Raw genomic sequence first — 24,277 nt, forward strand, 5'->3', positions numbered from 1 at the left:
GGGTGAATCGTCTCCAGCGTCTCGCGCCCATCAACAGCATCAGCCAAGAGCTGGTGCGCTTCGACACTCAGGCACTCCAGAACCCTGAAATCAGCGGTGTGGCGTATCAGCAGGGCGAACTGGCCGGTTATGAAGTGCGTGAATACCTGCTGGAGAAATGGCATCGCACCTGCGCCTATTGCGGCGCACAGCACGTCCCGCTGAAGATCGAGCACATCCAGCCCAAAAGCCGAAGCGGATCGAATCGAGTCTCCAATCTGACGCTCGCCTGCCGCTCCTGCAATCAGCGCAAGGGGAATCAGCCGATTGAGGTGTTTCTGGCTCATCAACCCGAGCGGTTGCGCCGTATTCAGGCACAGGCCAAAGCACCGCTTCGTGATGCCGCTGCGATCAATGCCACCCGCTGGGCGCTGTTTGAACAGCTCAAGGCCACCGGCGTACCCGTGACCACGGGTTCAGGCGGCCAGACCAAATACAACCGTCAGCGCCTCGGTATTCCCAAAACCCATGCGCTTGATGCCGCCTGTGTGGGTCAACTCGATGCCCTGCAGGGCTGGGCCATCCCGACACTTGCGATCAAGGCCACCGGGCGCGGCTGTTACCAGCGCACCCGCCTGAATCGCTTTGGCTTTCCACGCGGTTATTTGATGCGTGAGAAGCGCGTTAAAGGATTCCAGACCGGAGATCGGGTCATCGCTGAGGTGCCAAAGGGCAAGAAAGCCGGAACCCATCTCGGGCGCGTGGCCGTTCGTGCATCCGGGCGCTTCAATCTCCAGACCGCAACCGGTCTGGTCCAAGGGATTTCACACTGCCATTGCCGAGTGCTGCAACGCGCCGACGGCTATGGCTATGCATTCACTCCAACCCAAACGGAGGCCGCGAGACCGGTGGGTTAACCGCGCTACGCGCGGTGCGCTCTACCTCCCCGCCCTGAAGGGCGGGGTTTCTCGCGCAAGACTGATGAAGGCGGGGGCAAGCAATCCGTCGCTCTCCAAGGCCTGCGGCTAACCCTACCATAGGCGCTGCATTACGGATCAGCGAGATCATCCTCAATACTTTAACCAAGCAGGAGACACTTCATGCCGTCGCCTCCGTCGCCAACAGACAATCAGAGTCCCGAGCCAGTGGCCCGCACGCTCCCCAAATTCCCCATCGTTGGCATTGGCGCATCGGCCGGCGGTTTGGAGGCACTGGAAACCTTCTTCGATCACCTGGCACCCAATCCGGGGCTTGCCATTGTGCTGGTTACGCACCTTGATCCGCATCACAAAAGTCTGATGAGCGAGTTGCTGGCCAAGCGCACCGATATGACGGTGCACGAGGCCGAGGATGGTCAGCACGTGCGGGTCAACTCACTGCACGTAATTCCACCCAATCATGATCTGGTAATCGCTGAGGGCTGTCTGCAACTGCAACCTCCCACAGCGGCGCGCGGCGTCCGCCAGCCGATCGATACCTTTCTGCGCTCGCTGGCGCGTCAGAACGGCGAGGATGCCATTGCCATCATTCTGTCCGGCACGGGCAGTGATGGCACCCTGGGCATCAAAGAGATCAAAGGCCTGGGCGGCATGGTCATGGTGCAGGCTCCAGACTCGGCCAAGTACGACGGCATGCCGCGCAGTGCCCTGGCCACCGGAATGGTCGATCTGGTGCTGCCGATTGAGGCCATGCCGGACAAGTTGCTCGACTACGTGCGTGGTGCGCGCCATCTGCGCGATGTGCCAGCGCCCCCGCCGGTGAGCATGCCAGCGCAGGAGCCGCTGGAACGCATACTCGACCTGATTCACGAGCGGCTCGGGTTCGACTTCACTCATTACAAACGTAACACCCTGGAGCGGCGCATTGACAAGCGCCTGCTTCTGCATGGGTTCAATTCCCCGCAGGGATACTTTGAGCGGCTACAGCGCGATTCGGACAAGGGTGAACTTCAGGCGCTGGTCAAGGATATGCTGATCGGCGTGACCAGCTTCTTCCGCGATCCGGACATGTTCGACCAAATCCAGCATCAGGTCCTACCCGCGCTGGTCCAGGCGAAAAAGCCGGGCGAGCCAATTCGCGTCTGGGTGGCCGGCTGCTCGAGTGGCGAGGAAGCCTTCAGCCTTGCGATATTGATCCGCGAGAGCCTCCAGCGGCTCAATCGCATGCATGACGTGCAGATCTTCGCCACCGATATCGACACCACCGCCATTGATACCGCACGCGGCGCAACCTTTCCGCCCAGCATCGCCGCCGACCTGAGCCCGGAGCGCCTGCGCCGCTGGTTCCGCTACAAGGACGACCAATATGTCGCGGTCAAGGCCATCCGCGAGATGATCCTGTTCGCGCCGCACGATCTACTGCGCGATCCGCCGTTTTTAAATCTGGATCTGATCAGCTGCCGCAATTTGCTGATCTACATGACCGCTGAGGTACAGAAGCGCTTGTTGCCAACTTTTTATCAAGCGTTGTTGCCGGGTGCTTATCTGCTGCTCGGCCCCTCAGAGACCATCGGACAGGCGAGCGATCTGTTTCAGCCCGTTGACAAAAAATGGAAACTCTTCCGGCGCAACACCTTAGATAGCAAGACGCTGCGTTGGATTCCACCGATGGCTTCGCGCTACGCCCACGAGCATAGCCTGAGTCGGGTCGCCGGTTCCAAACCGCAAAGTCCGGCTCAACTGCTCGACCGCCAATTGCTGCGGCGCTACGCCCATCCCGCCGTGCTGATCGACGCCAGCATGAATGTGCTGTACTACTTTGGGGACACCTCGCCGTTCCTGATGGATCCCGAAGGCGAGCCGACCGCCAATCTGGTGCGCAAAGCGCGATCGGAACTGCGCATGCGCCTGCGTACCGCCGTGCATCGCGCCTTCAAAGACAGCACAGCCATCAGCATCACCGGTGTGCGCCTGCCCGGGCTGGACCGGGCCCACCAGGTGCATGTCGACCCCCTGGCCGACCCCGCCAGCGGCGGCTTTGCCGCCGTGATTTTCGAACCTCATGTCGAAGGCGAGCGCGGCACCACCGCGCCAACGACGGACCCTGCGGACGATCGCCAGGTGCTGCATCTGGAAGAAGAACTCAAGATCGCCAGCGAGCAGCTACGCAACACGGTCGAAGAGCTCGAAACTGCCAATGAAGAGCTCAAGTCCTCCAACGAGGAACTGATGTCGATGAACGAGGAGCTGCAATCCTCCAACGAGGAGCTCGAAAGCTCCAAGGAGGAGTTGCAGGCTCTGAACGAAGAGCTCACCACAGTCAACGCCGAGCTCAACAGCAAGATTGAAGAACTGCAAACCGCCAACAGCGATATTGAGAATCTGCTGTTCAGCAGCAATCTGCCCACGCTCTTTGTTGACAAATCCATGTGCGTGCGCCGCTTCACTCCGCCCACCCAGGATATCTTTCACATTCTGCATAGCGATATCGGTCGCCCGCTCGCGCATGTAGCCCACCGGCTGCATGATGTTGACTTACCGGACGACGGCCAGCGCGTGTTGAGCTCCCTTGAAACACTGGAACGCACCCTGCCGGCCGATGATGAGCGCTACTACCTGATGCGGATCAGTCCCTACCGCACGGTAGATGATGCCATTGACGGCGTCGTCTTGACCTTTGTCGATATCACCGAGCGACAGCGCGCGCAGGAATTGCTCGAAGAGCGCGTCGCCGCACGCACACAGGAAGTCTGCGAGCGCGAATGTCTCCTGAGTGCCACCCTGGAAGCCTACCCCGAAGGCTGGATTCAATTGCTCGATGCCGAGCTGGGCACCTTGTTCATCCAGGGACAGGGGCTCGGCACCCTGGACTTGAAACCAGAGCAAGCGGTCAGGCAACCGCTTGCATCAATCTATCCGCACGCCTGTGTCGCCGCCCTGCAAGACCTGTGCGCGCGCGCGCTGGCGGGCGACGCTGGCGAATTGGAAGTCACCCTTGGTCAGCAGACTTTCAACCTGGCCGTTTCCCCCATGGACGCCGCCGGCAAGAGCGAGGCGCGGGTAATTCTGGTGGCGCGCGATATCACCGAGCGCAAACGCAATGAGGACGCCATCAAACACAGCGCCTGGCGGTTGTCGGAGGCGCAGCGCTTTGCCCACGTGGGAGACTGGGAGTGGGATCCGCAAACAGACCGCATCATCTGGTCCGACGAGCTCTACCGCATCATGGGCCTCGAATCGGGCGCGCCCTTGCCCGATTACACGGGCAACCTGGCCCTGTACCCGAGCGAAGACGCGGCTCGGCTGGATCAGGCAGTCAAAGCCTCCATCGAAAACCGCCAACCCTATGAGATCGATTTGCGTCGCATCCGGCCCGACGGCTCCGAGGTGTTCACCGTGGCGCGCGGCGAGGTGCAGTGCAATGACGCCGGTGAGGTCGTGCGCCTCTATGGCTCGGTGCTCGATGTCACCGCGCTGACGGCGGCTGAGCGCAAAGCGCGCGAAGCCCATCAGCATGTCCTTAATATGCTTGAAAGCACCACGGATGCTTTTTTTGAAGTAAACAGTCAGTTCAATCTGACCTATCTCAATAACAAAGCCATCACCGTCATGCGGCTGCCCGGTCGTGAGGAGACCCTCGGGCGGAATCTCTGGGATCTCTTTCCTCAGGCGGTGGATACTGAGTTCTACCACAACTACCATCGCGCCCTGCACGAGCAGGTGCCAATCTCGTTCGAAGGCTACTTCGAGCACTTCGATAGCTGGTACGAGGTCCATGCCTATCCGTCGGCCAATTCCCTGGCGGTTTATTTTCGTGTGGTTACCGAGCGCAAGCGCATGGAGCAGCGACTGCGCGACTCCATCGAGCAAGCCCGGGCGGCCAATCAGGCCAAGAGCCGCTTTCTGGCCAATATGAGCCACGAGCTGCGCACGCCGCTCAACGGGATTGCAGGGCTGCTCTCGCTGCTCGACAGCACCGAAACGAACGCGGAGCAACGCGAGTACATCGAGCAAGCCACCCGCTGCTCAAGACACCTGACCCGCCTGATTGGCGACATCCTGGACCTGTCCAAGATCGAGTCAGGGCATCTGCGTTTGGCGCGCGAGCCGTTTGAACTAGCCGAATTCACCCACTCCATTGAGCAAATGTTCACTCCGATCGCTCTGCAACATCAGGTGCAACTGACGGTCTCTCTTGCGCCAGACGCGCCCGAAATGCTGCGCGGTGACCTGACACGCCTGCATCAGATCATCGGCAATCTGATCGGCAACGCCATCAAATATTCACCCAAGGCCACAGTCAACCTGGAGGTTGTCGGTTTGGGACAGGGACGCGACGGCGATCAGGTCATACTGTTCATCATCAAGGACTCCGGCTGCGGCATGCCGGAGGAGCAACTCGACCAACTGTTCGAGCCCTTCCAGCAGGCCGAGAGCAGCAGCACCAACCCCGCGCATGGTGTCGGGCTCGGCCTGTCCATCGTGAAACGACTGGTGCAAACAATGGGCGGCTCGGCCTGCGTCAGCAGCAAACCGGGCCGGGGCACTGAATTTGCCCTGGCGCTTCCCTTTGGCGTGCCATCGCCCGCCGCGACGACCACGCCATCCAAGCCGCAACCGACGACCACGCGCCAGGATCTGGTGGGGTTGAACATTCTGGGGGTGGATGACGAGAGCACCAACCGGCTGGTACTCTCGCGCCTGCTCAGCAAACAGGGCGCGAATGTCACCATGGCCGCAGGCGGCACGGAAGCACTGGCCAAGCTGCAAGCGACCGACGCGGATTTCGACCTTGTGCTGATGGATATTCAGATGCCAGCGCCAGACGGCATCGCCACCACTGCCGCCATTCGCTGCGGCGAAGCTGGCGCGCAGCATCAGGAGATTCCCATCATCGCCCTGACCGCGCACGCCATGAGCGGTGACAAGGAACGCTTCCTCGCCGCCGGAATACAAGGCTACAGCCCCAAACCGATTGATCTCAAGGTACTCAAGCGCACCATGTTTGAAGTCCTGGCCGCTGCTAACCGATAAAAGGGTGCGCCAAGAAGCCATCATCCAGCAGCACTGAGCGGAGTTATACTAGATAGGCCTCATAACAATCCTGCTTGCACTTTCCTGTGACCACAACCTGCCTTCATGCTGAAGCCGAACGCTGACTATGGACATTCCAGAAACCGACCGCATCAAACATCGCCAAATCAACTTTCGCGACCTGCACCCGGAGCGCAATGACGCGCGCACCGCTGCTGAGTTTCTGCGCGAGGTCGATGGCGTGCTGAGCGCCGAACCCACCTCCCCCATTTTGCTCGACCTGAGTTATGACATCCTGCGCATCGACTTGCAGGAAATCGACGCCGCTCTGCGAGAACTCGGCTTGCATCTCGACAATGGGCTGCTGTATCGCATGAAGCGCGCGCTGGCCTACTACACCGAAGACACCCTGCGCGAGAATCATGGCATCCGCCGCGCCGAAAGCCAGTCCACCAAGCTGGTGTTCGCCAAGCGCTATCAGAGTATTGAACACGGCTGTCGCGACCCGCGCCCGGAACACTGGCGCCGTTACCTCTAGGTTCCTTCAGCCACGAGCTCGGCATGCCCCTTTCCTCTGTCCAGACACAAGCTGCGGATGACCAGTACCTGCTGCGCTATCAACGCCAGATTCTGCTGCCCGACTTCGGAATCGAAGGCCAGGAGCGCCTCGCCAACGCGCGGGTGCTGATCCTCGGGCTCGGCGGACTCGGCTCGCCGGCCGCGCTTTACTTGGCTGCGGCTGGCGTCGGCACCCTGCTGCTGGCCGATCACGACCAGGTCGAGCTGAGCAATCTTCAGCGACAAATCCTGCACGATCAGGCGCAGATCGGTCAGCACAAAACCGACTCGGCCACCGCCCGCCTGCGCGCGCTGAACCCCGACACGCGGCTGATTCCGATCCCGGAGCGCCTGGAGGAATCCCGCTTGCGCGCCCTGGCCACTGAGGTGGATCTGATCCTGGATGGCAGTGACAACTTTGCCACTCGCTTTGCCGCCAACCGCGCCAGTGTCGCCGCTGGCGTGCCGCTGGTCTCAGGCGCCGCCATTCGCTTCGAAGGCCAAGTCAGCGCCTTCAGTGCGCGCCCCGGCGAGCCCTGTTACCACTGCCTATATCCTGAAACCGGCGGTGACAGCGACGCCAGCTGCGCCGCCAACGGCATCCTGGCGCCGGTCGTCGGTCTGATCGGCAGTCTGCAAGCCTGTGAGGCCATTAAAATCCTGACTGGTCTTGGAGAACCACTGTTTGGCCGGCTGCTGCTGCTCGATGCGCTGCGCATGCAATGGCGCGAGCTGCGCCTGGCTGCCGATCCGAATTGCCCGGTGTGTGGCGCATGAACGTCTTTGATGTCTCCCCTCAGGAGATCAAGCAGGCCAATGTGCCGCATGAAATCTTCCTGACCAATCTCATCGGCAACCACATTCTGATGGCCATTGCCGCCGGTGGCATGGCGGGCAGCTTTCCCTGGATCATGGCCCTAATTCCGGCCATTTCCTTTGCCCTGCTGGGTTATACCCTGTGGCGCGCGCGGCTGTCGTTGCAACGCGACCCCTGGTATGTGATGTGTCACTGGCAGCTGTGCGCGCGACGCAGCCGCATCTTCATCGGCATGCTCAGCCTACTGCTACTGGTGTGCGCACTGGGCTGGAGCGCCCATGTGTATGCCGGCCTGATGAAAGAAGCCGTGATCGCGCTGATCATCGGCACCGGCCTACTACCGGTGATGGTGACGGTACTGGTGTTGATTTTGATTGAATCGGATGCGCTCTATCACGCCAATCAGGCCAAGCTGCCGGACTGGGTGGTTAAGCGCTATCCACCGCCGCAGTGACGCATCATCAGTCTTCATCACCGGCCGCGTCGGCATCGGCGGCTGTCTCAGCATCGGCATCGGCCTCAGCCCCCAGCTCCTTGGCAATCAGGGCATCAATGACCTCGAAGGTACGCTCCTGACTGCCGGTTTGAGTCGGGCTGGTCACATAGGTCCCATTCACCACCAGCGCCGGTACTCCGCTAATGCCATAGCGGGTGGCCAGATCGGCTGATTTACGCACCTGCATATCAACCGGAAAGGATTCATAGGCCTTGCGAAAGGCGTCTTCATCCAGGCCCTGCTCAGCGGCAAAGGCGATCAGCTGTTCATCACTGAAAATGGGCCGGCGCTCTTCCTGCAGGGCCTTAAACAGTGGCTCGTGCAGTTGTTCCAGCGCGCCCAGTTGCTTGGCGGCAAAAAAGGCCTTGGCATGATTGACCCAGTTGGCGGAATTAGCCGCCGGCATGCGGATAAATATTACCGAGTCGGGCTGCCGCGCCAGCCACGCTTTGAGCTTCGGCTCCAGATGGTAACAATGCGGGCAGCCATACCAGAAAAACTCCACCACCTCGACATCCGGCTCCTGCTCAGCCGGGTTGGCGGCCGGTTCGGCGCGCTGTGGCTGCTCGACCAGACGGTATTCGATGCCCTCGTCAATCTCAATGCCAAGTACCTGTCCCGCCAGGGTAAAGGTCAGCATCAGCAGCAATACAGGTAAAGCGATTCGAGACATCAACATATTCCTCATTCAGAAGTCCTTACTTGGCTACAGATAGTCAATCACCAGGGCCGCAAAGACCACCATGCCATAGTAGTTGTTGTTCAAAAACGCCTGGAAGCAGCGTTTGGGCTCACGCGCATGAATCAACCATTGCTGATAGACCGCCAAGACCGCCGCCACTGCCAAGCCGACATAATAGGCTGTCCCCAGACCCGCGCTCCAACCGACCAGCGTCAGAATCCCCAGCATCACCACTTGCAGCAGCCCAACCACCAATCGATCATGGCGGCCAAACAAAATCGCCGTGGATTTGATGCCAATTTTCAGGTCATCCTCGCGATCAACCATTGCATACTGGGTATCGTAGATCAGCGCCCATACCACAGCGCCAATAAAGATGATCCAGGCAAAGCCGGGAATCTGCCCGTTAATGGCCATAAAGGCCATGGGCACCGCCCAACCAAAGGCCGCGCCCAGAAACACCTGCGGCAGATGCGTGAAGCGCTTCATGAAGGGGTAGATCACAGCCAGCACCAGCGCCACAAAGGACAGCGCCACCGTCTGCCAGTTGAGCAGCAGCGCCAACCCAAAGGCCAGCAGACAAAGCACCACAAAGACCCCCAGCGCCTCGGTCGGGGTAATCACCCCAGCCGCCAGCGGGCGCATCTGGGTGCGCCGCACATGGCCGTCGAAATCACGATCGGCATAATCATTGATTGCGCAGCCGGCCGAGCGCATCAGCACCACGCCAAGCACAAAGATCACCACAATCGACCAGGGTGGCTGCCCCGCACCGGCAATCCACAGCGCCCACAGAGCGGGCCACATCAGCAAAAAGATCCCGATCGGCCGATGCAAGCGCACCAGCTGATAATAGGCATAGAGTCGCTCGCGCAGCCTCAGGGCCTGTGGAGCACCGAGTTTGACATCAGACAGGGACATGAACCACCACAGCAGCCTAGCAAAACAGGCGTCGGATTATGCCACAGGCCACATGGGTCTCGTGAGTCGGCGGACGCTCACAAGGCTTGCAGCAGCTTCGGGGTTGGCCAGGCATCGGCTGGCCAACCCAGCCGTTGCTGCTCGGCGCGCACGGCGGCACGGGTTTTGGCGCCCAGAATGCCGTCGATCTTGCCAATATCATGTCCGTGTGCGCGCAGCTTCTGTTGCAGCTGGCGCATCGACTCGCCAGACAGGCCAGGATCGGGCGCACGCGGATGCACCGGAGGTGCGCCCGCCAGACGGGTCGCAAAGTAAGCCGCCGTGGTGGCATAAATCAGTGACTGATTCCAGTCCAGAAACACCTCCATGTTTGGGTAGGCCAGAAAGGCCGGTCCGTGGCGCCCCATGGGCAACAACAGGGCCGCCGGCAACTCGGCGCTGGCAGTGGCATCCTCCAGCAGCGACTGGCCGGTTGCGGTGCGCACACCCAGTTCGGACCACCGCTGCCGGGTCAGCCGACTGTAGAGCCCCACCTGTTCCCAGGGCAGTTGCTCGGGGATTTGCACCTCCTGCAACCAGGGCTCGCCCGCGCGCCAGCCGAGCTGGTGCAGCACCCGCGCGGCGGTCAGAATCACATCCGCCTTGGAAGTGCGCAAATCGACCCGGCCATCGCCATCGGCATCGACGCCAAAGCGAACATAATCCGAGGGCAACAGCTGAATCTGGCCGACTTCCCCTGCCCAGGCGCCCTTGAGTTTATCGGGCGCCAGATCGCCCCGATCCAGCAGCGTCAGCGCCGCGAGCAGTTGCTCGCGAAACAGATCCGCCCGCCGGCAATCATGCGCCAGGGTCGCCAGCGAGCGCAGGGTGTCGAAATCCCCCAGCACCTGGCCATAATCGGTCTCCAGCCCCCAGAAAGCGGTAATCACGGCCCCCGGCACGCCATAGTCCTGCTCGGCTTGTGCAAAGGTGCTGGCCCAGTTGCGCAGATGCTCACGCCCGAGGCGCAAACGATAGGCATTGACCATGCGTCCGGCAAAGGTCAGCCAGTCCTGAGTAAAGACCGCCTGCGAGCGATCCTGTGCCAACACCTTGGGATTGCTTGACAAAGTTTGCAAACGCGCGATGGCCTGATCAGAGTGCCCCTGGGCGCGAGCCTCGGCCGCCACCCCCTGCAACCAGGCGCCAAAAGGCCCGCCACAGTCGGTTTCGGCCAGCAGCCAGGTGGGCCAGAGCAGCAGGCCTACCAAGAGCCATATCCTTGTCATCATTGCGCACCTCCGTCCTCAGCCGCCCGATAGAAACCAATCTCAGCCATACAGACTTCAGCGCTCATGGCGCGACCGATGGCCACCAGACCAAGCCGCTTCAACTGCGCTGGATCCAGCGGCTGACCGATACGATGGGGCTCAAACGCAGCAAAGGGCAGCCGTACCTCGGTCCAGGCGCTGGTACTGGTGAAGCCGGCGCGATAGGATTGCCAGGGCAGGCGCGTCGAGCGCGTTTTCAGATGCAGGCTGTAGTCCGCGCCATTGCCGCGCTGTATCAGCCGCACGCCCTGATAGTCGCTGGCATCGAGTGGGCCATCGGCGGCTAGATCGAGATTGATTTGCGCAAATCCGCCATTGTTCTCCAGGCTCACCTCACCTTCCAGACACAGCGCCTTGCGCCCGTCCAATGGCTGCTGAAGCATCCGGGCGCTTGACACCCCACCCATCACCTGATCGCTCACCGCACGCCACTGGGTGCCAAGCCGGGAACGCGGCACATCGCTGAAATCATCGATTAACCAGAAGTCCGCTGCCGTCTGCGGTGCCCCGCCAGGCGCCGACTGTTGTACGCTTGATTTATTCACCAGACCTGATTCATCCGCCATTCCAATCTCCTGCGCTGACAGCGCTACAATGAGCCAACCCAGGCTACCGGCCAGCGCCAGCGACCGCCCCATGCGGCGCCCGCTGATCATCCGTTCATTCCATCGCTTCGCCTTTCGACTATGTCTGAACATTCTGATCCGTCCTCGCTTTCAAACCGCCCCACACTACGCGAACGTCTTGCCGGCCGACGCGGCGAGTATCTGGTGGCGATTCAATTGGCTCTGATTCTGATCTTTGCGATCATGCCAGCCTGGCATCCCGGCGTCGATAGCGCCCTGCTTGCGACCCTGCGCCCCTGGTTGCTGGTGCTGGTGCTGCCTGCCGCGCTGGCTGCGCTGCTGTTTGCCGGCTTTGGCTCTCTGCATATCCGTGAGTACCTCACCCCCCTGCCCTATCCAGTCGATCACAACCAACTGGTGCAAACCGGGGTCTATGCCATCGTGCGCCATCCGCTCTATGCCAGTCAGTTATTCGCCGCCCTGGCCTGGACGCTCTACAATCTCAGTCTGACGCACCTGCTGATCTCAATCATCGGGTTCGTCTTTTTCGATTACAAAGCCAACAAAGAGGAAACCTGGTTGAGCGAGCGCCATCCCGATTACCACGACTATGCCCAGCGGGTGCGCAAGTTCGTGCCCTGGCTGTACTAAATCCTGATGTCCAGCCCAGATCCGGTCACCGCCGCCGCCTTGGCGGAGGAATTGCAGCGCCCCCCGGCGTCTGATGCGCCTGATGCACCCGATACGCCCACGCTGCTCGACCATTATCTGCCATTGCCGAGCAGTTATGACGAAATGCGCGCCGGCGACGGCGAGCTGCGTCCACATTGGCAATATTTGCTCGACTCCCTGCGCAAGCTCGGCCCCGAGCGAATTGCCGCACGCTCGCGCGAGGCGCACCGCTTGGTGCGCGACAATGGCGTCACCTACAACGTCTATGGCGATCCGCGCGGCATGTCGCGCCCCTGGCAGCTCGACCCGATTCCGCTGCTGGTGCGCGGTGAGGAATGGGCCGAACTGGAACGCGGGCTGATCCAGCGCGCCGAACTGCTCAACCAGATCCTGCTTGATCTGCATGGCCCCCGCCAGTTGGTACTCAAGGGACTGGTACCGCCGGAGTTGATCGACGGCTATCCCGGCTATCTGCTGCCCTGCATTGGCACCCAGGTGGCGGATAACCGCCCGCTGGTGCTCTATGGCGCCGATCTCACCCGCGATGGCCAGGGACGCTGGCATGTGGTGGGGGATCGCGCCCAGAGTCCCTCCGGCGCCGGCTATGCGCTGGAAAATCGCGTGGTGCTCTCGCGGGTGCTGCCGAGCCTGTTTCGCGACTCCCATGTGCATCGCCTGGCCGGCTTTTTCCGCGCCATGCGCCGGGCCCTCGCGCGTCTGGCGCCGTGCGAGCCGGACGAGGCGCGCATCGCTCTGATGACGCCGGGGCCGAGCAACGAGGCCTATTTTGAGCACGCTTATCTGGCCAATTATCTGGGCTACGGTCTGGTGCAGGGCGGCGATCTGTCGGTGCGCGACGGCGCGCTCTGGCTGCGCACCCTGGGGCGGCTGGAGCGCATTGATGCACTGATCCGGCGCGTTGATGATCTCTGGTGTGATCCGCTGGAACTGCGCGAGGACTCCCTGCTCGGCGTCCCGGGACTGCTCGCGGCGGTGCGCGCTGGCAATCTCACCATCGCCAATGCCCTCGGCAGCGGAATCCTGGAACATCCCGGTCTGTTCGCACGGCTGCCACGCCTGTGCCAGCACCTGCTTGGTGAAGAATTGCTACTGCCACAACTGCAGGAAGTCACCAAACCGGCCACTGCACCGGCCTACATCGACGGGCGTCTGCAACCGCGCCCCTTTGTGCTGCGCAGCTTCCTGGTCTGCGATCAGGACGGCTATGTGGTCATGCCCGGCGGCCTGGGCCGGGTAGCGCTCAATTCCAATACCCCCATTGTCTCCAACCAGCTCGGCGGCCTGGGCAAAGACACCTGGGTACTGGCCACCGAACCTGAGCGTCAGGAAACCCTGGTCATCCCCGGAGATCGCGCCGCGCCCGCCACCGTGCATGAAAGCGAAGTCTCCAGCCGCGTGGCCGACAACCTGTTCTGGATTGGCCGCTATACCGAACGCGCCGAGGGGCTGGTCCGCCTGCTGCGGGTCACCCTGATCAAACTCGGTGATCGGTTTAACTTTCAGCCTGACGTTAACCACTCCGAATCGCTGCATCTGCTGTTGCAGGCGCTGACCTGTCAGAGCCAGACCTACCCGGGCTTTGTCGGCGAGGGTGCCGATCAGCGCCTGGCCGAGCCAACCGAGGAAATGCTGGAGCTGATCACCAATGTCGAGCGCCCCGGCGCGCTGCCACAAACCCTGCAAGCCCTGGGACAAGCCGCCTGGTCGGTGCGTGACCGGCTGTCCAATGACACCTGGCGCGTGGTCAATGAGATCGAAAAGCATCTGCGCGCCCTGACCCAGCATCGCCCCGAGGCCCTGAATGGCGTGCTCGATGTGCTCGACCCTCTGGTCACCGCACTGGTCGCCTTCGCCGCCCTGACCAATGAGAACATGACCCATAACGAAGGCTGGCACTTCCTCGAAGCCGGGCGCCGGCTGGAGCGCGGTGGCGACATCGCCGCCCTGCTGCGCGCCACCATGATTCCAGTCACCGGCGAGCCGGACGAAACCCTAACCATTGAGGCGGTGCTCGGCGTGACCGACAGCCTGATCACTTACCGGCGCCGCTACCGCGCCGGCACCCGGGTCGGCGCCCTGCTCGACCTGGTGTTCCAGGACGAAACCAATCCGCGCTCCCTGGCCTATCAGTTGGTGCGGCTGCAACAACTGGTCGATGAAATGCCCCGCACCCAGCACCAGCCCGCGCGCAGCCAGGCGCAAAAAATCATGCTGCGACTGGTCACGGATCTGCGCCTGGCTGAGATCGATCAACTCAGCCAGATCACCACCTACGCCGATGGCTCGCCCGCGCAGCGCGCGGCACTGGACAAGCGGCTGACCACACTCGAAAACGGCCTCGCCGAACTGTCCAACGCCCTGACCGCGCAATACTTCCGCCACGAAGAACAGCCGCATTATTTGATTGATCCACGCGGCAACCATGAGCCACAGAGCGCCGGGACCCAAGCATGAAGTATCGCATCAGCCATGTCACCCGCTATGCCTACTCCGACCCGGTGTCGCTGTGTCACAGCATTGCCCACCTGAAACCACGCTCCATGCCACATCAGCGCGTGATCAATGCCAGCCTGCGCATCACCCCCTGGCCCTCGGTCACCCGCGAACACCAGGATTTTTTCGGCAACCGGGTGAGTTATTTCTCCCTGCAGCAGTCTCATTCGATGCTGGAGATCAGCGCCGCCAGCGAGGTCGAGGTGGACCACCAACCCGTGCCTGGACCGGACGCCGATCCGCCCTGGGAAGCCTCACTGCAGCAGCTGCAAGACAGCCGCGATCCCGAGCACCTGGCTGCGCGCAGCTTCACCCTGCCCTCGCCCGCCATCGACTCTCAGCCCGATGCACTGGCCTTCGCCCAGCCCAGCTTTGCGCCCGGCCGCCCGCTGCTGGAAGCCACGACCGACTTGATGCACCGCATATATCAGGACTTCGAGTACGACCCCAGCTTCACCACCGTTGCCACCCCGCTCAGCGAAGTGCTTGCCCATCGTCGCGGCGTCTGCCAAGACTTCGCCCACCTGGGCATCGCCGCGCTGCGCGGCCTGGGGCTGGCGGCGCGCTATGTCAGCGGCTATCTCGAAACTCTGCCCCCGCCTGACAAGCCCAAGCTGCGCGGCGCCGATGCCTCCCATGCCTGGTTCGCAGTGTTTATCCCCGGACATGGCTGGGTCGATCTCGACCCCACCAACAACTGCCTGCTCAGCGAGCAACACATCACCACCGCCATCGGCCGCGATTACCAGGACGTCACCCCGGTACGAGGCGTCTTCTACGGCGGCGGCGAGCATGAACTCAGCGTCGCCGTGGATGTTGACCGCATCCTCCCCACCGAGCCAGCCAGCTGAGTGGCGGAGCATCCGCTGTGGCCCATCTCAAAGCAAGGTATCCAACGGACTGCGCACCCCCTGACCGCCTTGATTCAGCACATGGGTATAAATCATCGTGGTTGATACATCCGCATGCCCCAGCAGCACCTGCAAGGTGTGAATATCACAGCCGGACTCCAGCAAATGGGTCGCGAAGGAGTGACGCAGACAATGACAGTTCACTTTCTTCGCGATCCCCGCTCGTTGCGCCGCCGCCTTCACCGCTTTTTGTAAGCCATTCTCATGCACATGGTGGCGACGCTTCTGGCCGCTGAGTGGACCCGCCGATAGCCGACCGCTCGGAAACACATACTGCCAAATCCACTCTGTGGACGTATGCGGCCGTGTCTGCGCCAGCGCATCCGGCAGAGGCACCTCGCCATACCCCGCCGCTAGATCCTGCGCATGCAAGGCGCGAACCCGGCGCAGTTGCTCCTGCAAGGGCTGCTTTAGCCGCAGCGGCAGCGGCACCACCCGATCTTTCTGTCCCTTGCCATCGCGCACCAGGATCTGGTGGCAGTTAACATCGATATCCTGCACGCGCAGCCGCACGCATTCCATCAGGCGCATCCCGGTGCCATATAACAAGGCCGCCATCAAATACTGCGTCCCTTCGATGCCCGCCAACAGGCGCCCGACCTCCGAACGCTCCAAGACCACTGGCAGCCGCTGGGGTCGCTTGGCGCGGGCAAAATCCCCCAGCGCCTCCAATGATTGCCCAAGCACCTGTTTGTACAGAAACACCAACGCATCCAATGCTTGATTCTGGGTACTGGCCGAAACCTGACCGCGCACCGCCAGATCCTCAAGGAAGTCCCGAATCCGCTCCACTTCCACCTCCGCCGGATCCCGGTGATCGCAAAACACAATAAACCGGCACACCCAGGCTTCATACACTTGCTCGGTGCGAATCGAATAATGGCGGCGGCGAATTTCCCCCACCACTCGTTCCAGTAATGCCCGATGGGTTGCTCTGACTTGGTCGAGGGGTGAAGGCGCATGGTGCTTTTTCCGCGCCACCGTCGGGTGATGCGCCTCCAGCGATCCCTCCAGCGACCGCGCCGAGGCCCGCCACAACTCCCAATCCACCTGCGTCACCGCCGGCGCCTTCGCGGTCATCAGCAAATTCTGTATAGCATCAATAATCTGCACAAATTGCCAATCTGACATTCTGTCTAGCCGGCCCACCTGCTCCAGGTAGCCAGTCACGTCCTCAAGCGTATGCTGCTGCAAACGCTTGTCTGGAAAGGCGGCAAGATAAGCCTCCGCGCGGCGCACCAGCCACTGAAGCGCATTCTCTTTGACGCCCATCTGCCGTGCTCTGGAGATGAATTGATCCCAAAAAGGATCCTTGGCTGCATTTTCTGTTGCTTGGGGGTTCGGCATGTGCTAGCTTCGATTTTACAGGCATAGAGTGTAGGTTCTGTTCAGCGCCGCTTGAGCAGTCTGGCTTTCGGTTTATAGGCAGAACTTATGTTAATTGTACTAGATGGATTCTGTCTAGCATGCCTGACCGAGATTCTGTCTAGTTAACTGATCAGCGCAGAACCGCTCACGCGGTTCTGCGCTGATCGCGGAGTTGAGCTTCGCTCAAACTCCGCGTTAGGCACAAACAAAACCCGATGCTCAACGAAGAAGACGTACGCCGACTGTACATGGATGATATCGAATGGGATCGAACCAGTGATTCCTGGAAGGCGCTAATCCCTAACCGAAACTTCAATACTTTCGACGTATCCGACGAAACTCCCGAAGAGTACCAGCGCCGCCTTCGCCCTCGTTTCCGTATCCCCATTCAGGTCCTTGAGCAGTGGCTATATCCTCTCTATTACGATCGAACTTCTACCAACAATTACGGGTGGCTGGATTACGACAAGATTGAATTCGTCCGCCAGGATATGTGCTTGGCGCAGCTTCGTAAAGTCAACGTTATCCGGGCATATCAACGCCATGTCGTCGAAGGTTCTAGGTACCAAGCATGGCATCAATTGCCGTGTACAGATCGGGACAGGGAACATTGGATTCAAAATTGCACATGGAGAACGCCGCCCTTGATCCTTGATGTTAGCTCGATAACCCAAGAGGAAATTCCCCGATACGCAGACATCAAGGGACGGTTCCAGTTGGTAGAAGGCCACTCAAGACTAGGGTATTTGTATGCTGCCGATAATTGCGCAGTCTTAAAAAAAGAACACCATCAAGCGTACATCATGAGGTATGCGGCTTCCTGAGCGTCAAACGAATGTTGTCACGGCATGGATATTTTTCAATTTTCACGAAAGCAAGGCGTGCCGCCAGGTCCTACAGACGAATTGCTCTATGAGTTCGTCGCGCATGAGATCGCGAATACGGCGCCGAAAACTGGTCTCTGGACAAAGGCGCTTGCCGATTGCGACTGGGATGAAGCAAAAGCGAAGGCGCTATATGTCAAGATGCGTGTTGCTCAGCTAAAACACCAGTTAGAAGACGCAATTGAAGAAGACCAGCAACGCAAGACCGACCCCTCAATGCATGCAGTTGCATGCGGGCTTTCACAAGAAGATATTGAGTACCTTGGGACCCCGATCGAAGCAGTCCGATATGTTAAGAAATATAGAAGAAGCAAAGAAAAACTTGCTAAAGCAATCGAGCAAGGGCGAATTCGCGGCGTAATTTGTCGAGGCGTTCTTTGGGTTCAAGACAAGAAGTATGCCTAATCGGGTAAGGACGGGTGTTTAGCCCGCCCGCCCCACACCACCTAGCATGCGGGTCCGCACTAGGCGGTTCACAAGAAGGGAGCACACGACGCTTTAGGCATAACCATGCGCTTTCATCCACTGATCGCGAATGCTGATCAAGCCCTGGCGTTTCAGCCAGTCATTGGTCATCCCGGTTTGCGTGCCCAGCGAACGCGACAGATGCCAGTAGCTCTTGGAGCTCATGCCTGTCCAGATCGCAGTCCGTACCCGTGTCCCCAGAGCCCTCAGCTGGCGAATGCGATTGCGCACCCCGCGCCACTGTTTCCAGAAGCACATGCGGATGCGCCGTCGCAGCCAGTGATCCAGCTCGGGGACTGGCCGGTAGTAGTCCGAGATGCCGAAGTAGCCCATCCAACCACGGACGTATTCGGAGAATTTCTTGAGCTGGTATTCCATCGACACGCCCCAACTCCGTCCGGTCAACTTGCGCAGCCGGTGACGGAAGTCTTGATAGGCGCGCTCGGACCAACGCAGCTTCTTGCCCCGGAAAGTAAATCCCAGGAACTCGCAGTGGTCAGTCTTGACGACACGGCTCTTGTGCGTGTTGACCACCAGCTTGAGCGTTCTGGTCAGATAGCGACCCACGCGGGCCATCAGGACGTCATGCTGAACCGTGTCGAAGAACTTCGCCAAGTCCAGATCAACCGCGATACGGTAGCCCTCACCAATGTAGGTTTGTACCCGCCTCAATGCTCCGTGGGCCGAGCGTCCCGGTCGGAAGCCGAAGCTCGCATCCGAAAACCCTGGATCGAACATCGGCCCCAGGACTTGCGCGATGGCTTATTGGATGACCCGGTCCACGACCGTGGGAATCCCCAGCAAACGTTCCCCACCCCCGTTCGGCTTGGGGATCGAAACCCGCCGCACCGGTTGAGGGTGGTAGTCGCCATCACGCAGGGCTTGGCGAATCTCCGGCCAGTTCGAGCGCGCAAACTCGGTGAAGTCCTCAATGCCCATCCCGTCAACGCCGGGCGCACCTGGGTTGGCCTTCACCCGCTTCCATGCCCGTCGCACACTCTCACTGTCCAGAACCCGCTCCATCAGATCGTCGTGCAAGGCTGGCGGCATGGCATCACGCCGCAACGCGTCTCCCCCGGTCGGGCTCGGCAACGGTGTCAAGTGATCCATGGCTCCTCCTTGGCTTCTTATGTTCGGCCCTTCACCACCGCCCCCTTCCAAGGATGCGACGGCTACGATGACCTCGGCTGACTTCTGTTCCATCACGCCTGGCGTTGCCGTAAGACGCGCTGCCCAGGTCACGGTAGGGTTCGGTGGGTACTCCAGCACTTTCGCACTGGCCCTCAGTCCGACTCCCATGGCAACCACAGCCCCCTTAGGGTTCGATGGCGATTCCAGCCCTTTCGGACTGGGCCTCAGTTCGACTCCCATAGGCGCACGAACCGCATGTGGAACAGATCTCCTTAGGATTTGCGACATGAACTTTCAGCGCACAACCGCCGCATTTACCCTACCCCCTGCACCTGATGGGTTTCGTCATCTCGTGCTGACTCACCCGGGGACTGAGCCTTCTATGCGGTTTCTGTTCGTCGGCTCGCACCTTTGCGCTCGGGCTTCCTCCAGACATTCCCTCGCGGGTTTGCCCTTGCCGTCGGCTAGTCATTACAGTTGTCCAAAAGGACATTCAGGTACTCCTACAGGGGACTTTCAACCCATCAGTTCATGCCCATGCCGGGCGTACACGAATCAATGAAGCCGACGCATGGAAGCGAGGTGCCTTTCGCGAGCGGATATGGCGGCGCGGCTGATCGTCAGCGTTATGAACAAAATGGAAATCATAGAAATTCCTAAAGAAAGCATTCATGAAATTGAGCCTTTATGGCGTGAGTTAAACTCTCACCACCATGAAAAATCAAATAATTTTAAGGGCCATTTTTCATCTTTTACTTTTACAGAACGCTCTAAAAAGCTGCTTGCGATGGATAATTTGGCGATATTTGCTGTCAAGGAAAATTCAGAATTGGTGGGGTACTGCATAGCATCATCGAACAATGGGGCTGGAGAAATAGATTCCCTCTATATAAAGCCACAGTTTCGAGGAGCATCACTTGGTATGCTACTCACAGAATCCGCTATGGCATGGTTATCCGGCCTTAACTGCAGTCAAATTAGTGTTTACGTGGCCGAGGGGAATGAAGATGCTATTCCTTTTTATGAAAAATTTGATTTTAAAACCAGATTTCATGTGCTTCAAATTATAAACTCATAACAAGGCTAATTCAGCCGACGCAAAAAGCCGCGCATCTCAATTCCGCGTTAGCCAGAAACTAATTGAAGAAAGGAGACACACCATGAAACGTATCATCGCCTTAGCATTATTTAGTTTTTTCTTCTATCAATCGGCTAACGCTGAGGAAATTACTCCCATAGAAAAGCTTGCAAGCGGAATGAACGTCACGGTCCAAGGGGAAGTAACACGTATTCTCGATGAGGACGAGTTTCGTATTGAGGACTTAACCGGCAGCGTTAAGGTCTACATTGGCTGGAAGAATCGGATGCCTGTGCCCGTTGGAGAAACAGTCGTAGTGCGTGGAGTCGTTGATGACGATCTTGTATCCCGATTCCGTCCTGAGATCTATGCTTTCGAGATTATTCGACAGGACGGCACAGTAATTAAGCTTAACTGAGACTCTGGCTAATCGGATAGCCGGGGGTTTTTCTCCCCCGGCCTCCACTTCACCCCGCATGCGGGTCCGCACGGGGCGTTTCCTTTGGATTTGAAAGGATTACCGAAGAATGGCGACCTCTAACGCTGTTTACATCACGAACTGGCGGAAATTGAGGCTCTGTTCTGCATCCCCGAATATCGGGTTCCGATTCCTGGAGGGTCAAGACCATGAATCTCACATCTTCGCTAGCTCTGTTTGGCACAATGGTTATCTTGGCGCTGATACCGGGTCCAGGAATACTGGCTGTCGTTGCTCGGACGCTTGCCGCTGGTTTTCGTCACGGCATTTCTACCGTCGTAGGTATTGTTGTGGGTGACTTTGTGTTTATAACATTCGCCCTTCTGGGCTTGACCGCTTTGTCTGAGCTGATGGGCAACCTCTTTGTCATCATTAAGTACGCAGGCGCTGCTTATTTGATTTGGCTTGGTGGTTCTCTTGTTTTCTCCAAGCATTCTGGCACCCAGACTCGTCCCGTCCATGAATCAAACTATCTTGCAAGCTTTAGTGCTGGCCTTTTCATTACTCTCGGCAACCCCAAAGCCATTCTGTTTTACCTGAGCTTTTTTCCGGCCTTCCTCGATCTTTCTGCGGTTTCTGAGCTTGACGCCTTGGTGATCTACGCCATAGCAACTACTGCCGTTGGCGGCGTCATGTTGGGCTACGCCTACGCAGCCCACAGGGCAAAAAGCACATTGGGAAGGCTTCGGGGCGGCCCGTTCTTGCGTTATGGTTCAGGAGCACTACTCATGGGCAGTGGTGTGTTTGTTGCGGCCAGAAGTTAAACAAGTTGTCGCCTGATTAGAAACCAGACAGTGATCTTCCTACAGGGGACTTTCACTTCATCAGTTCATGCCCATGCCGGCGCACCAAAGGCGCGCGGCTGAGCGGCAACATTAATACTGTATAGGCTTAAAGGAGAGAAAATGAATTTTGATAATATACTTAAAGAGTTAGAACACAAGGGAATTCGCAATGATGAAGCCCAATCAGATAAAGCGCTGAAGTATTTAAACATCACAAAAGATACCGGTGAATTCCTTCGGGTTCTGGTGCTCGCGACTCGTTCAAGCAAAATTTTAGAAATTGGAACATCAAACGGTTATTCAACAATTTGGTTAGCTTCGTCTATTCCTCCAGATGGAACTGTAACTACAATTGAGTCTTCGGAACGGAAAGCAGAAGAGGCTTTATCGAACTTTGAAAAAGCAGGTCTTGCCAATAAAATAGTTTTATTACAGGGAGAAGCTCAGGCAGTACTTAAAGACCTCAATGATCCGTATGATTTAATTTTCCTTGATGCAGACCGTTCAAAGTACATGGATATGATAAAAGACATATCACGTCTGCTAAAAAATGGAGGGCTGATTATTTGTGATAATGCAAGTTCTCACGAATCCGAACTGGCCGAGTTTACAGCATACCTCAAATCGCAACAGAATTTTTCAACTTCACTGGTGCCAGTTGGTAAAGGTGAATTTTTAGCATATAAGTCATCAAGCAAACAGGCATAACCCGGCAGTCCAGCGGACACCTGGGTATCAATGGCTTCAACTGGAACCAATTCAATACTGCCTTGAGGAGAGAGAGAAATGATTGGCGGAATACAGCGACCACAGACCCACGCTCTTACAGCGACCACTCGGACCAATCCAACTTCATCGAACTCGATGGTAGTCGAGCTGGAAACAGCCGAGTCTGTTTCCAAACTTACCCGAAACTACAATGTTCGCAACATGTCACCACGTGAAATGTCGGTAATGAGTCATGAACTCTATCAAAGTGGCGCTATTTCATTTGAAGATCATGCACTCTTGTCATTTCAACCTGATCTTGGAACAGGGTACCCGGGCGCTACGAATCAAGCGGATACGCCTAAAGACTTTATTGCACATTGGGAACGGCAGTTAAAGCTACACGAGGAGCATGGACAAGTGTCTTTTGCGCACAATGACAGAAGAATCCTAAATATACTAGGGAATCTGAAGGCGATACCTTTCCAGAGCAATGCCTGAAAACACTATTTCCCTGTGATGCGAGGCGTTATGCTTCAATTACACGATATTGACAGCAGGATCATCACTGATATGACACGCCAGGAACTGTTCGACTGGATGAACGGAGAGGTTCGCAGCGGAAAAATGTCACTCGACGATAGCTCCGTATTCCTGGGATGACGATGAAAATCTCAGCGACAACGGATCAGCCAGTGGAGATGGCTACAGATACAACACGCATAGATTTCATTGACAAGGCTCGCCAGGGGATCGAAGGGGCGCTATCGCAGAACGACCAAGCGCTGGTCAAAAGACTTCAGACAGCCATCAACCTGATGAAGCCGCCGTATCAAGGCCAGGCCGAATGGCTTTGTACAAAATAAGCATAATGGCCGTTGAAAGAAAAACAGCAAAATTTGTCTGGCTAATATGCAAATTTTGTACAAGAAAGAAATATGACCAGCTTGCAGCCGGCCAAGCTAAACCACTAGTTGTTTGATAAATATAAATAAAAAGCAGGCTCATCAACTTGGCATGGGAGTTGACATACATAAATTGTCATTCACCCTGTAGCGAGGAACATCCCATGTCATTGCTCAAGCGTTTCACCCTCTCTGTGTCGTCCCGCATTGACCGTTTGGTTGGGGATATTGAGAACCATGATGCCGTGGTTGAGGTCGGTATCCGCGACAGCCGGCGGCTGTTGGCCCAGGCGCAAGCGCGTTATCAGCGCCTGTCGCGCGATGGTGAGGCACTGCAACAGCGGCTCGATGATCTGCACGCAGCGCAGCACCGCTGGCGCGAGCGCGCGCTCAGCTGCGCGCCAACCACGACCGGCGCAAGCGAAGACAAGGCACTGCAATGCCTGAAGCGAGCACGCCAGGCCGCACGCCAAGCCGCTGCACTGCAACAACATATGCAGCAACATCAAGCGGTGCAGCGGCGTCTAGCCGCTGAGATCGACAGCCTGCGCGAGCGGGTCGCGCAGCTCGAACAGCGTCGCACCCTGATGCGCTGCCGCGAAACCACTGCCCGAACCGCCGTGCAACGGCAGCAGCTCGACCAGCATTCGCAACTGGATCTGGATGACACCTTCGAGCGCTGGGAGATGCGCCTGACGGAAGCGGAAATGGCTGCTGACAGCACATGCGGGGCCGGTTCCGGGGTTGGCCTGGGGGTTGCTCCTGAGATTGATCCTCTGGAAGAGGAATTTCTCGCTGCCGAGGAACGGAATGCCTTGCAGGCCGAGCTGCAAACCTTGCGCGACGCACAGCCCCAGCAAGCCACCGGCGCGTATCCAGGAGTCGCCCAATGAGCACAGAAACTGCTTCCACACTGACAGAAACTGCTTCCGCACTGACCGTGTCGCGACGGGTGCGGCCTCGACAAGATGTTATTTCGAGGAGTATGCTCTAAGCCTCTGTAAATGATGAGGCGAGGAGCGATCATGGCCACGGTTGTTCGGCGTTCGGGCGAAGAGATCACCATCGAAGTGAGCC

General features: G+C 58.5%; 24 protein-coding genes. 16 read left to right on the forward strand and 8 right to left on the reverse strand.

Going from position 1 to position 24,277, the window contains the following annotated elements; translation table 11 throughout:
* The 5 genes from iscB to CKO36_RS13805 form a co-directional block, all read left to right on the forward strand.
* The coding region (gene iscB, locus CKO36_RS13785) for an RNA-guided endonuclease IscB (protein ID WP_200284712.1) at window positions 1–896 on the forward strand (896 nt) is incomplete at its 5' end.
* Window positions 897–1,079: 183 nt separating this feature from the next.
* The gene (locus tag CKO36_RS13790; RefSeq protein WP_200284714.1) at window positions 1,080–5,951 is read left to right on the forward strand and encodes a chemotaxis protein CheB; all 4,872 of its coding nucleotides are present in this window, start codon (window positions 1,080–1,082) and stop codon (window positions 5,949–5,951) included.
* Window positions 5,952–6,078: 127 nt separating this feature from the next.
* The gene (locus tag CKO36_RS13795) at window positions 6,079–6,489 is read left to right on the forward strand and encodes a hypothetical protein (RefSeq protein WP_200284716.1); all 411 of its coding nucleotides are present in this window, start codon (window positions 6,079–6,081) and stop codon (window positions 6,487–6,489) included.
* 23 nt (window positions 6,490–6,512) lie between these two features.
* Window positions 6,513–7,286 carry a HesA/MoeB/ThiF family protein gene (locus CKO36_RS13800; protein WP_200284718.1) on the forward strand — a complete coding sequence of 258 codons (774 nt, stop codon included), beginning with the start codon at window positions 6,513–6,515 and terminating at the stop codon, window positions 7,284–7,286.
* Window positions 7,283–7,780, forward strand: a complete 498-nt coding sequence (locus CKO36_RS13805; protein ID WP_200284720.1) for a hypothetical protein — start codon at window positions 7,283–7,285, stop codon at window positions 7,778–7,780. The genes CKO36_RS13800 and CKO36_RS13805 overlap by 4 nt, the downstream gene beginning before the upstream one ends.
* Window positions 7,781–7,787: 7 nt before the next feature.
* On the opposite strand, the gene CKO36_RS13810 is transcribed toward CKO36_RS13805, so the two are convergent.
* The 4 genes from CKO36_RS13810 to CKO36_RS13825 form a co-directional block, all read right to left on the reverse strand.
* A complete protein-coding gene (locus CKO36_RS13810) occupies window positions 7,788–8,495 on the reverse strand; it encodes a thiol:disulfide interchange protein DsbA/DsbL (protein WP_200284722.1) in 708 nt (235 codons plus the stop codon).
* Window positions 8,496–8,528: 33 nt separating this feature from the next.
* Complete coding sequence (gene ubiA, locus CKO36_RS13815; RefSeq protein WP_200284724.1) at window positions 8,529–9,425, reverse strand: 4-hydroxybenzoate octaprenyltransferase; 897 nt, start codon at window positions 9,423–9,425, stop codon at window positions 8,529–8,531.
* Between the two features lie 77 nt (window positions 9,426–9,502).
* Entirely contained in the window at window positions 9,503–10,696 is a 1,194-nt protein-coding gene (locus CKO36_RS13820) for a lytic murein transglycosylase (RefSeq protein WP_200284726.1), read from the reverse strand.
* A complete protein-coding gene (locus tag CKO36_RS13825) occupies window positions 10,693–11,391 on the reverse strand; it encodes a CIA30 family protein (RefSeq protein ID WP_242469618.1) in 699 nt (232 codons plus the stop codon). Before CKO36_RS13825 ends, CKO36_RS13820 begins: the two co-directional genes overlap by 4 nt.
* Window positions 11,392–11,421: 30 nt before the next feature.
* Between CKO36_RS13825 and CKO36_RS13830 the strand changes: the two genes are divergently transcribed.
* From CKO36_RS13830 to CKO36_RS13840, 3 genes are read left to right on the forward strand one after another with little or no spacing between them, the layout of a single operon-like run.
* A complete protein-coding gene (locus tag CKO36_RS13830) occupies window positions 11,422–11,952 on the forward strand; it encodes a methyltransferase family protein (RefSeq protein WP_200284728.1) in 531 nt (176 codons plus the stop codon).
* A gap of 6 nt (window positions 11,953–11,958) precedes the next feature.
* A complete protein-coding gene (locus CKO36_RS13835; protein WP_200284730.1) occupies window positions 11,959–14,448 on the forward strand; it encodes a circularly permuted type 2 ATP-grasp protein in 2,490 nt (829 codons plus the stop codon).
* Window positions 14,445–15,338: a transglutaminase family protein gene (locus CKO36_RS13840; protein ID WP_200284732.1), complete on the forward strand. Its 894-nt coding sequence runs from the start codon at window positions 14,445–14,447 to the stop codon at window positions 15,336–15,338. The genes CKO36_RS13835 and CKO36_RS13840 overlap by 4 nt, the downstream gene beginning before the upstream one ends.
* Before the next feature lie 27 nt (window positions 15,339–15,365).
* Here the strand turns inward: CKO36_RS13840 and CKO36_RS13845 are convergent, their stop codons facing one another.
* On the reverse strand, window positions 15,366–16,745 hold the full coding sequence (locus CKO36_RS13845; protein WP_200284733.1) for an integron integrase: 1,380 nt from the start codon (window positions 16,743–16,745) through the stop codon (window positions 15,366–15,368).
* 236 nt (window positions 16,746–16,981) lie between these two features.
* On the opposite strand from CKO36_RS13845, the gene CKO36_RS13850 reads away from it, so the two are divergent.
* Both CKO36_RS13850 and CKO36_RS13855 read left to right on the forward strand, forming a co-directional pair.
* Entirely contained in the window at window positions 16,982–17,590 is a 609-nt protein-coding gene (locus CKO36_RS13850) for a hypothetical protein (RefSeq protein WP_200284735.1), read from the forward strand.
* Window positions 17,591–17,614: 24 nt separating this feature from the next.
* Window positions 17,615–18,055, forward strand: coding sequence for a hypothetical protein (locus CKO36_RS13855; protein WP_200284737.1), 441 nt, complete (start codon window positions 17,615–17,617; stop codon window positions 18,053–18,055).
* Window positions 18,056–18,148: 93 nt separating this feature from the next.
* Here the strand turns inward: CKO36_RS13855 and CKO36_RS13860 are convergent, their stop codons facing one another.
* A complete protein-coding gene (locus CKO36_RS13860; RefSeq protein ID WP_242469619.1) occupies window positions 18,149–18,853 on the reverse strand; it encodes a group II intron maturase-specific domain-containing protein in 705 nt (234 codons plus the stop codon).
* Between the two features lie 24 nt (window positions 18,854–18,877).
* Window positions 18,878–19,225, reverse strand: a complete 348-nt coding sequence (locus CKO36_RS19835; RefSeq protein WP_242469620.1) for a reverse transcriptase family protein — start codon at window positions 19,223–19,225, stop codon at window positions 18,878–18,880.
* Window positions 19,226–19,847: 622 nt separating this feature from the next.
* Between CKO36_RS19835 and CKO36_RS13865 the strand changes: the two genes are divergently transcribed.
* From CKO36_RS13865 to CKO36_RS13885, 5 genes are all read left to right on the forward strand, one after another.
* Window positions 19,848–20,324 (forward strand): GNAT family N-acetyltransferase, encoded by a 477-nt coding sequence (locus CKO36_RS13865; protein WP_200284739.1) that lies wholly within the window; start codon window positions 19,848–19,850, stop codon window positions 20,322–20,324.
* Between the two features lie 82 nt (window positions 20,325–20,406).
* The gene (locus tag CKO36_RS13870) at window positions 20,407–20,742 is read left to right on the forward strand and encodes a NirD/YgiW/YdeI family stress tolerance protein (protein WP_200284741.1); all 336 of its coding nucleotides are present in this window, start codon (window positions 20,407–20,409) and stop codon (window positions 20,740–20,742) included.
* 209 nt (window positions 20,743–20,951) lie between these two features.
* Window positions 20,952–21,566: a LysE family translocator gene (locus CKO36_RS13875; RefSeq protein ID WP_200284743.1), complete on the forward strand. Its 615-nt coding sequence runs from the start codon at window positions 20,952–20,954 to the stop codon at window positions 21,564–21,566.
* Window positions 21,567–21,707: 141 nt separating this feature from the next.
* Window positions 21,708–22,295 (forward strand): O-methyltransferase, encoded by a 588-nt coding sequence (locus CKO36_RS13880; RefSeq protein WP_200284745.1) that lies wholly within the window; start codon window positions 21,708–21,710, stop codon window positions 22,293–22,295.
* Between the two features lie 78 nt (window positions 22,296–22,373).
* The gene (locus tag CKO36_RS13885; protein WP_200284747.1) at window positions 22,374–22,796 is read left to right on the forward strand and encodes a hypothetical protein; all 423 of its coding nucleotides are present in this window, start codon (window positions 22,374–22,376) and stop codon (window positions 22,794–22,796) included.
* Between the two features lie 309 nt (window positions 22,797–23,105).
* On the opposite strand, the gene CKO36_RS13890 is transcribed toward CKO36_RS13885, so the two are convergent.
* A complete protein-coding gene (locus CKO36_RS13890; RefSeq protein ID WP_200284749.1) occupies window positions 23,106–23,330 on the reverse strand; it encodes a hypothetical protein in 225 nt (74 codons plus the stop codon).
* Window positions 23,331–23,364: 34 nt separating this feature from the next.
* Here CKO36_RS13890 and CKO36_RS13895 point away from each other — a divergent pair, with 34 nt between their 5' ends.
* Window positions 23,365–24,093: a PspA/IM30 family protein gene (locus CKO36_RS13895; protein WP_200284751.1), complete on the forward strand. Its 729-nt coding sequence runs from the start codon at window positions 23,365–23,367 to the stop codon at window positions 24,091–24,093.
* The last annotated feature ends 184 nt before the right edge of the window (window positions 24,094–24,277 follow it).

Origin of the sequence: Rhabdochromatium marinum, assembly GCF_016583795.1 — a bacterium.
In the GTDB taxonomy this organism is placed as follows: Bacteria; Pseudomonadota; Gammaproteobacteria; order Chromatiales; family Chromatiaceae; genus Rhabdochromatium; species Rhabdochromatium marinum.

Bases quoted from the DNA above. Each gene is read 5' to 3' on its own strand.
- CKO36_RS13795 (WP_200284716.1), top strand. From the start codon at position 6,079: ATGGACATTCCAGAAACCGACCGCATCAAACATCGCCAAATCAACTTT.
- CKO36_RS13850 (WP_200284735.1), top strand. From the start codon at position 16,982: ATGCTCAACGAAGAAGACGTACGCCGACTGTACATGGATGATATCGAA.
- CKO36_RS13805 (WP_200284720.1), top strand. From the start codon at position 7,283: ATGAACGTCTTTGATGTCTCCCCTCAGGAGATCAAGCAGGCCAATGTG.
- CKO36_RS19835 (WP_242469620.1), bottom strand. From the start codon at position 19,225: ATGGATCACTTGACACCGTTGCCGAGCCCGACCGGGGGAGACGCGTTG.
- CKO36_RS13885 (WP_200284747.1), top strand. From the start codon at position 22,374: ATGATTGGCGGAATACAGCGACCACAGACCCACGCTCTTACAGCGACC.
- CKO36_RS13800 (WP_200284718.1), top strand. From the start codon at position 6,513: ATGCCCCTTTCCTCTGTCCAGACACAAGCTGCGGATGACCAGTACCTG.
- CKO36_RS13825 (WP_242469618.1), bottom strand. From the start codon at position 11,391: ATGATCAGCGGGCGCCGCATGGGGCGGTCGCTGGCGCTGGCCGGTAGC.
- CKO36_RS13790 (WP_200284714.1), top strand. From the start codon at position 1,080: ATGCCGTCGCCTCCGTCGCCAACAGACAATCAGAGTCCCGAGCCAGTG.
- CKO36_RS13810 (WP_200284722.1), bottom strand. From the start codon at position 8,495: ATGTCTCGAATCGCTTTACCTGTATTGCTGCTGATGCTGACCTTTACC.
- CKO36_RS13895 (WP_200284751.1), top strand. From the start codon at position 23,365: ATGTCATTGCTCAAGCGTTTCACCCTCTCTGTGTCGTCCCGCATTGAC.
- CKO36_RS13835 (WP_200284730.1), top strand. From the start codon at position 11,959: ATGTCCAGCCCAGATCCGGTCACCGCCGCCGCCTTGGCGGAGGAATTG.
- CKO36_RS13855 (WP_200284737.1), top strand. From the start codon at position 17,615: ATGGATATTTTTCAATTTTCACGAAAGCAAGGCGTGCCGCCAGGTCCT.
- CKO36_RS13840 (WP_200284732.1), top strand. From the start codon at position 14,445: ATGAAGTATCGCATCAGCCATGTCACCCGCTATGCCTACTCCGACCCG.
- ubiA (WP_200284724.1), bottom strand. From the start codon at position 9,425: ATGTCCCTGTCTGATGTCAAACTCGGTGCTCCACAGGCCCTGAGGCTG.
- CKO36_RS13875 (WP_200284743.1), top strand. From the start codon at position 20,952: ATGAATCTCACATCTTCGCTAGCTCTGTTTGGCACAATGGTTATCTTG.
- CKO36_RS13860 (WP_242469619.1), bottom strand. From the start codon at position 18,853: ATGTTCGATCCAGGGTTTTCGGATGCGAGCTTCGGCTTCCGACCGGGA.
- CKO36_RS13890 (WP_200284749.1), bottom strand. From the start codon at position 23,330: ATGTATGTCAACTCCCATGCCAAGTTGATGAGCCTGCTTTTTATTTAT.
- CKO36_RS13820 (WP_200284726.1), bottom strand. From the start codon at position 10,696: ATGATGACAAGGATATGGCTCTTGGTAGGCCTGCTGCTCTGGCCCACC.
- CKO36_RS13870 (WP_200284741.1), top strand. From the start codon at position 20,407: ATGAAACGTATCATCGCCTTAGCATTATTTAGTTTTTTCTTCTATCAA.
- CKO36_RS13830 (WP_200284728.1), top strand. From the start codon at position 11,422: ATGTCTGAACATTCTGATCCGTCCTCGCTTTCAAACCGCCCCACACTA.
- CKO36_RS13845 (WP_200284733.1), bottom strand. From the start codon at position 16,745: ATGCCGAACCCCCAAGCAACAGAAAATGCAGCCAAGGATCCTTTTTGG.
- CKO36_RS13865 (WP_200284739.1), top strand. From the start codon at position 19,848: ATGGCGGCGCGGCTGATCGTCAGCGTTATGAACAAAATGGAAATCATA.
- CKO36_RS13880 (WP_200284745.1), top strand. From the start codon at position 21,708: ATGAATTTTGATAATATACTTAAAGAGTTAGAACACAAGGGAATTCGC.